Consider the following 6,906-nt stretch of genomic DNA (forward strand, 5'->3'; position numbering starts at 1 on the left):
AGCAGCCGCAACGCCGCCGCGCCGTCCCTGGCGGTGGCCACCTCGCCGATGCGGGGATCGGCACGCAGCAGGTACGACAGGTCTTCGAGGGCAGGCAGTTCGTCGTCGACCGCGAGGACCCGTAGTTGCGTCATAGACAGTGATAAAACCGACAACAAAGATCGAGGTCAACGGGCAGAGACGCCTGGGTGATATTTCGGCAACCTGACGTTGACCTTGGTGCCCGCTCCCGTTGCGGTCTCGACGACGAGGCCGTACTCGTCGCCGTACACCTGGCGCAGCCGCTCGTCCACGTTCGCCAGCCCGACACCGCCGGAGGAGGGGATGTCACCTGCGAGGATGCGGCGCAGCCTGTCGGGGTCCATGCCGAGCCCGTCGTCCTCGACGCTGATGCGGCACTCGGCCCCGGCGTCCTCGGCGATGATCGTGATGCGGCCGACGCCGTTGCGGCTCTCCAGGCCGTGCCTGACGGCGTTCTCGACCAGCGGCTGCAGGCACAGGAACGGCACCGCGACCGGCAGCACCTCGGGCGCGATGCGCAGCGTCACCTGGAGCTGGTCACCGAACCTGGCCCGCTCCAGGATCAGGTAGCGGTCGATCGAGCGCAGCTCCTCGGCCAGCGTGGTGAACTCGCCGTGCCTGCGGAAGGAGTAGCGGGTGAAGTCGGCGAACTCCAGCAGCAGCTCCCTGGCCCGCTCCGGGTCGGTGCGGACGAAGGAGGCGATCGTGGTGAGCGAGTTGTAGATGAAGTGCGGCGAGATCTGCGCGCGCAGCGCCCGCACCTCGGCCTCCATGAGCAGCGTGCGCGAGCGGTCCAGCTCGGCGAGTTCCAGCTGGGAGTCCACCCATCCGGCCACCTCCTGCGCGGCCCTGACCAGCCCCGCCGAGGCGGTCTGCCCGTAGGCGGCCAGGGCGCCGACCACCCGGTCGTCGGTGGTGAGCGGCACGACCACGGCGTGGCGGATCGGGCATTCGAGCAGCTCGCAGTCGATGGTCAGCACCTGGGTGCGGCCGTCCTTCAAGGTGGCCACCGCGTGCTCGAACGCCTGGTCGGCATGGTGGTCGCCGGCGCCGTCGTACACGAGCAGGCGCTCGCCGTCAGTGATGGCGAGCGCGGCGCAGCCGAGCAGCGCGCGCAGGTGCCGCGAGGCGCGCTCGGCGCCGTCGGCGGTCAGCCCGGCCCGCAGCGGCGGCCCGGCCAGCGAGGCGGTGTGCAGGGTCTCGAAGGTGGCCCGCTCCGCCGGGCTCGTGCCCAGCTCGCGGCGGCCCCGCATGACCCGCCAGAGCACGATCGCGGGCACGCCGACGAGCACCGCGACCACGGCGACGCCCACTACGTACTCCACGCGGGCGAGCCTAGCTCAGAGGGCCTTGGCTATCAGTTCGGCGTACGACTCGGCCTCCTCGGCGGACTCGTACTTCGTCCGGGGCCAGAAGAAGCCGCGCAGCCCGTCCTTCTGGTTGCGCGGCACGATGTGCACGTGCAGGTGGGGCACGCTCTGGCTGACGCGGTTGTTCATGGCCACGAACGTGCCGGCGACCTGCAGCCCCTCCTCCACCGCCCTGGCCATGGCCTGCACCCGTTCGAAGAACGGCCCCACGTCGGTCAGGTCGGCGAGCGTCTCCACATGGACCCTGGGCACCACCAGCACATGCCCCTTGAAGACCGGCCGGGCGTCCAGGAACGAGACCGCCACCTCGTCGGAGTGGACCATGGTCGCCGGTCGCTCACCTGCGATGATCTCGCAGAACAGGTCAGTGCTCACTTCCTGACCCTATCCGCGAAGGCCGTCCAACTCGTCACGTTGGGTGCCGACCATTCGGAGGGGGCGTGCAGGAACCGCTCGCCCACCCGCTCGCGCAGCCGTTCCGGCACCTCGGCCACCTTGGCGCCCCTGCAGTGGTAGACCAGCCCGCCCCCGCGCTGCCCCATCGCCATCCACGGCAGCCACGGCGACACCCGGCACCACGAGAACACGCACGGCACGTCCGGCACGCCGGAGTCCAGGTCCTTGGCGGAGGCGAAGAACTGGAACAGCTCCAGCGCCCGGTAGGTGTCGCTCGCCGAGTTCTCGGGATAGTCGGCGACCTTCAGGGGCGAGGGGTAGGCCAGCCGGATGTCCACGTTGTAGACCACCTGGTCGCCCAGGCGGGTCGTGGGCACCGGGTAGGCGCCGAGCCGCTGGTTGACCGGGTCGTTGAAGACGTGCTGCACCTCGACCGCCCGCTCCGTGAACGGGTTGTCCCAGGAGTCGAGCACCTCCCTGGTCCTCGGGTCGAGGTAGAGGGCGGCCTCCCTGGTCAGCAGCTGCCAGCCGCCGTCGGCCTCGACCGCCCTGGCCACGTTGAGCCCCTCGAACCCGAACAGATGGTGCGGCCCGCCGTCGTCCTGCCAGCCGTACACGTCGCCGGTCCAATAGGAGATCGTCTCCGCGCCGTCGGAGGACGCGCGCACCCGGATGAAATCCATGATCCCCACAGTAACCGGTTGCTTCGCGACACGGTGTTGCTATCTTTAGCGACATGGCGTTGCTAAGTAACGGGACCCGGCAGCAGAGCTGGCTCCCTCTGTTCGTGCTGGGCGTCGGCATGTCGATGATCATCATCGACGCGACGATCGTGAACGTGGCCGTCCCCGCGATCATGGGCGACCTCGGGTTGTCGGCCACGGACGTCGAATGGGTGAACTCGATCTACTCGCTGGCGTTCGCCGCCCTGCTCATCCCGCTCGGACGCACCGGTGACGTGCGCGGGAGGCGCGGGATGTTCGCGATCGGGCTGGTGGTGTTCCTGGCCGCCAGCCTGCTGGCGGCCGCGGCGGGCAGCGGCGCGATGCTGATCGGCGCGCGGGTGGTCCAGGGGATCGGCGCCTCCATGGTGGTGCCGATGACGCTCGCGATCATCAACTCCCTCTACACGGGCGCACGCAGGACCGTCGCGTTCGCCGTCTGGGGGTCGATCATCGGTGGAATGGCCGCGCTGGGCCCGCTGCTCGGCGGCTGGCTGGTGACCGACCACGGGTGGCGCTGGGCGTTCTGGGTGAACCTGCCGATCGGCCTGCTGGTCCTGCTCGGCACGGTGCGGGTGCCCGAGTCGAAGGACCCGCACGTGGGCGGCTCGGACGTCCCTGGCGTGCTGCTGTCGGTGATCGGCACGTCGTCGCTGGTGTTCGGGCTGATCGAGGGCCAGCGGTACGGCTGGTCCGGCCCGATCCTGGCGGCCTTCCTGGTGGCCGTGCTCGCGCTCACCGCGTTCGTGCTGGTCGAGCGGGCCAGAGCGCGGGCCGGCCGCCCGGTGATCCTGGACCTGTCCCTGCTCGCCATCCCCTCCTTCCGGTACGGCGGGGTGGCCGCGATGATCATCACGCTCGGCGAGTTCGGCATGATCCTGGTGCTGCCCCTGTTCCTGCAGTCGGCCATGGGGTTCACCGCGTTCCGGACCGGGCTGATCGTGGCCTCGCTGGCGGGCGGCACGTTCCTGGCGGGCGGCGTCGTGCCGAAGCTGCCGCTGGCGCCGCGGGTCATCGTCCGGCTGGGGCTCGGGCTGGAGGCGGTCGCCGCTATCGCGATCGGCCTGGCCGTCTCACCCTCGCTCGGCCCGTGGACGCTGGTGCCCTGGCTCGTCGTGTACGGGGTCGGCGTCGGGTTCGCCTCGGCCCAGCTCCCGAACGTCATGCTGGCCGACGTACCCGCCCGGCAGTCGGGGGCGGCCTCCGGGCTCCAGAGCACGATCCGCCAGTTCGGCGCGGCCATCGGCATCGCGGTGCTCGGCGCTGTCCTGGTGACCGGGCTGGATCAGGCCATGGCCCGCCACCTGCCCGTTTCGCACGATCTGCGTCGCGCCGTACGCGACAGCGGCGGGGCGGCCGTCGCGGCGATCAGGGACCCGGCACAGCACGCAGCGGCGGTGGCCGCCTCCGCCGAGGCCACCCGCCGGGTCACGGTCGTCGCGGGGATCGTGCTGTTCGGCGGCGTCGGGGCGACGCTGCTGCTGCCCGATACTGGGGGGAGGCGACGCGAGGAGGAGTGAGTGCCCAGGATCAGCGCGGCCACGGTGGCCGACCACCGGGCCAGCCAGCACGCGGCCCTGCTGACTGCCGCCATGGAGATCCTGGTCGCCGAAGGGCCGGCGGGGCTCACGCCTGCGGCCGTCGGGGCCCGCGTGGGGCTGGCCCGCTCCAGCGTCTACCGCTACTTCTCCTCGACCGCCGGCATCCTGGCCCAGCTCGTCGAGGACGCGATCCCGCGCTGGGCCACCCGGCTGGAGGACGCCTCTTCCCAGGCCGACGGGCTGCGGGAGCGGGTGCGGGCGTTCGGGGCGGTGACGCTGTCGTTCGTCACGCACCCCGACTACGCGCTGCTGCGCGCGCTGTCATCCGTCGAGCTGCCCCAGGAGTGCCAGGACCGGCTCGACCAGCTCCACGAGACGTTGATCGCCCCTCTCCGCGTCATCCTGTCCGACGCCGGGTGCCCGCATCCGGAACTGGTGGCTCACCTGGGGTGGAGCATCCTGGGCGAGGGGCAACGCCAGCTCGCCGCGGGCGCGGACCCCACGCTCGTCACGGAGACCACCCTGACGGTTCTGTGCCGCGCCGTACTCGCTTGATCCCGAGGTAGCCGCCCACGTACCTGATCTACCCGAAGGGCCGGCCGGTGGGGCCAACGGCGCGGATGCTCTCGTTGTAGTCGGTCCGACGACTATCCCGGGAGCGATGCCGATCTCATGGGCGAAGGACCGCGGCGACTGGCGCCCCCGCTCCTCCTAACCGCCCATGATCCGTTCGTACGTGGCGATCAGGTCGTCCATGGGCAGCACCGGTCCCTTTGGGTCCTTGGCGAGGTCGTCCCACAGACGGAGCGAGATCGCGTCGGCCGACCACTGGTGTGACGTGAACGCCGCCACCTCCTCCTGCGACATCGGCCCGCCCTGGGCGCGCAGCGAGCGCACCGACGCCGGGCTCAGCGTGCCGTGGTAGGCCGGGTCCACCGCGACCAGGTACCGCTTGGCGGCCACGTGCTGCTCGATCGCCCAGGCCGAGCGGGCGGTCAGGTGGTCGCGGGCGTACGCGGCGCCCGCCTGCTCGTGCGGCATCCCGCGGTGCCGCTCGGCGACCGGGCGGGCGCGGCCCACGTCGTGGAAGGCGGCCGCCAGCACGAGCTCGTCGTCCGCTCCGGCGGCCACGGCGAGCGCGGCGGCCTGGAGGGCGTGGGTGCGCTGGTCGACGGCCTCGCCGCCATACGGGAGGCCGGCGAGGCCCTCGAAAAGGTCGTTGAGTTCATCCCGAGAAAGCATTACATGTCCTCCTTCGTGTGGATTAAGCGTCATGATGGGCCGCCCCGGGTGGCCCGCGGATGGCCGGGCGGTGTACGTGCACCGCCGGTGCGGTGGCGGGCGGGTGGGTTCGCTCCGAGTTAACCCCTCGGTTCATGCATCGTCAGGCGAGTCTGACCTGGGCCTCATCAGCGGCGAGCAGCGTGACGAGCCGGACCGGTTACCACCACACGCTCGGAGACCTCACTGTGAAACGTTCCCTGACCGCCCTGGCCGTGCTCGGCGTGCTCGCGGCCGGCTGCTCCTCCGCCAGCGGCAGCACGGGTGGCGACGTGCTGCGCTTCGCGGCCGTGCCGGCCGAGCAGAACATCGACCCCACGGCCGAGTACAAGGACATCATCGCGCTGATCGAGAAGAACACCGGCAAGAAGGTGGAGTTCGTCCGATCGACCGACTACAACGCGGTCATCGAGGGCATGGTGTCGGGCAAGATCGACCTCGCCGAGTTCGGGCCGCTGTCGTACGTGCTCGCCAGGAGCAACGGCGCCAAGATCACCCCCATCGCCTCCATGGTCGAGAAGGGTGGCAAGCCCACGTACCAGAGCTACGGCATCGTCCCGGCCACCAGCAAGATCACCGACATCAACGGCTTCAAGGGCGCCAAGGTCTGCTTCGTCGATCCCGGCTCGACCTCGGGCTATCTCTTCCCCAGCCAGGGCCTGATGAGCTCGGGCATCGACCCGAAGACGGGCGTCGACCCCGTCATGGCGGGCGGCCACGACAACTCCGTCCTGTCGGTCGCCTCCGGCAAGTGTGACGCCGGGTTCGCCGAGAACGCCATGGTCGACCACATCCTCATCGACAAGGGCAAGCTCCAGGCCGGCCAGGTCAAGGTGGTGTGGAAGTCGGCGCCGATCCCCATGTCGCCCGTCGCCATGCGCGACGCGCTGCCCGCCGACGTGAAGGCCAAGCTGACCCAGACCTTCACCAAGGACGCCACCAAGGACCGGATGGTGCAGCTCGGCATCTGCAAGGACGCCGACTCGTGCCGGGTGACGGCCGACTCGTCCATCTGGGGCTTCCAGTCCGTGACCGACGCCACCTTCGACCCCGTACGCCAGGTGTGCGCAGCCACCCATAACGAGAAGTGCTCGAAAGCATGACGGACGAGCCGGTCGTCGAGACGCGTGGCCTGGTCAAATCGTTCGACGATGTGCTCGCCTGCGCCGGCATCGACCTGACCGTGCGCCGGGGTGAGATCGTCGCCCTGCTGGGCCCCTCCGGGTCGGGCAAGTCCACGCTGCTGCGCCACCTGAACGGGCTGACCAGGCCGGACTCGGGCGAGGTCAGGGTGCTCGGGGTGGACGTGGTGTCCGCCAAGAGCCCGTCGCTGCGGGCGCTGCGCGGCCGCATCGGCGTGGTATTCCAGCAGTTCAACCTGGTCGGGCGGCTGACCGTGATGGAGAACGTCCTCAGCGGCGCCCTCGGCCGCGTGCGCGGCCCCCGGTACGGCATCGTCACCTGGCCGAGGGCCGTACGCGCCGAGGCCTTCGAGCACCTGGACCGCGTGGGGCTGGCGGATCGGGCCTACCAGCGGGCGGGGAGCCTGTCGGGCGGCCAGCAGCAGCGCGTGGC

At 70.6% G+C, this 6,906-nt stretch carries 8 protein-coding genes and 1 pseudogene; 4 read left to right on the forward strand and 5 right to left on the reverse strand.

Annotated elements, in window-relative coordinates; genetic code table 11:
- The 4 genes and pseudogenes from AB0J09_RS51315 to AB0J09_RS51330 form a co-directional block, all read right to left on the reverse strand.
- Positions 1 to 134, reverse strand: a pseudogene (locus AB0J09_RS51315) (DNA-binding response regulator); the annotation flags it as partial.
- A 33-nt stretch (positions 135 to 167) separates the two neighbouring features.
- The gene (locus AB0J09_RS51320; RefSeq protein WP_360708876.1) at positions 168 to 1,346 is read right to left on the reverse strand and encodes a histidine kinase; all 1,179 of its coding nucleotides are present in this window, start codon (positions 1,344 to 1,346) and stop codon (positions 168 to 170) included.
- A gap of 15 nt (positions 1,347 to 1,361) precedes the next feature.
- Complete coding sequence (locus AB0J09_RS51325) at positions 1,362 to 1,766, reverse strand: HIT family protein (RefSeq protein WP_360708879.1); 405 nt, start codon at positions 1,764 to 1,766, stop codon at positions 1,362 to 1,364.
- A complete protein-coding gene (locus tag AB0J09_RS51330; RefSeq protein ID WP_360708882.1) occupies positions 1,763 to 2,470 on the reverse strand; it encodes a DUF1838 family protein in 708 nt (235 codons plus the stop codon). The genes AB0J09_RS51325 and AB0J09_RS51330 overlap by 4 nt, the downstream gene beginning before the upstream one ends.
- 53 nt (positions 2,471 to 2,523) lie before the next feature.
- Here AB0J09_RS51330 and AB0J09_RS51335 point away from each other — a divergent pair, with 53 nt between their 5' ends.
- Positions 2,524 to 4,029: a DHA2 family efflux MFS transporter permease subunit gene (locus AB0J09_RS51335; RefSeq protein WP_360708885.1), complete on the forward strand. Its 1,506-nt coding sequence runs from the start codon at positions 2,524 to 2,526 to the stop codon at positions 4,027 to 4,029.
- A complete protein-coding gene (locus AB0J09_RS51340; protein ID WP_360708888.1) occupies positions 4,030 to 4,605 on the forward strand; it encodes a TetR/AcrR family transcriptional regulator in 576 nt (191 codons plus the stop codon).
- Positions 4,606 to 4,761: 156 nt separating this feature from the next.
- Here AB0J09_RS51340 and AB0J09_RS51345 read toward each other — a convergent pair whose 3' ends face one another.
- Positions 4,762 to 5,292, reverse strand: coding sequence for an HD domain-containing protein (locus AB0J09_RS51345; RefSeq protein ID WP_360708891.1), 531 nt, complete (start codon positions 5,290 to 5,292; stop codon positions 4,762 to 4,764).
- Between the two features lie 227 nt (positions 5,293 to 5,519).
- Between AB0J09_RS51345 and AB0J09_RS51350 the strand changes: the two genes are divergently transcribed.
- Together AB0J09_RS51350 and AB0J09_RS51355 are read left to right on the forward strand one after the other, a co-directional pair.
- Positions 5,520 to 6,434 carry a phosphate/phosphite/phosphonate ABC transporter substrate-binding protein gene (locus AB0J09_RS51350; RefSeq protein WP_360708894.1) on the forward strand — a complete coding sequence of 305 codons (915 nt, stop codon included), beginning with the start codon at positions 5,520 to 5,522 and terminating at the stop codon, positions 6,432 to 6,434.
- Positions 6,431 to 6,906 (forward strand): ATP-binding cassette domain-containing protein (locus tag AB0J09_RS51355; protein WP_360708897.1); only part of this gene is annotated, 476 nt, incomplete at its 3' end. The genes AB0J09_RS51350 and AB0J09_RS51355, both read left to right, overlap by 4 nt.

Source organism: Nonomuraea sp. NPDC049784 (assembly GCF_040659615.1).
Lineage (GTDB): Bacteria > Actinomycetota > Actinomycetes > Streptosporangiales > Streptosporangiaceae > Nonomuraea.

Bases quoted from the DNA above. Each gene is read 5' to 3' on its own strand.
- AB0J09_RS51345 (WP_360708891.1), bottom strand. From the start codon at position 5,292: ATGCTTTCTCGGGATGAACTCAACGACCTTTTCGAGGGCCTCGCCGGC.
- AB0J09_RS51335 (WP_360708885.1), top strand. From the start codon at position 2,524: ATGGCGTTGCTAAGTAACGGGACCCGGCAGCAGAGCTGGCTCCCTCTG.
- AB0J09_RS51330 (WP_360708882.1), bottom strand. From the start codon at position 2,470: ATGGATTTCATCCGGGTGCGCGCGTCCTCCGACGGCGCGGAGACGATC.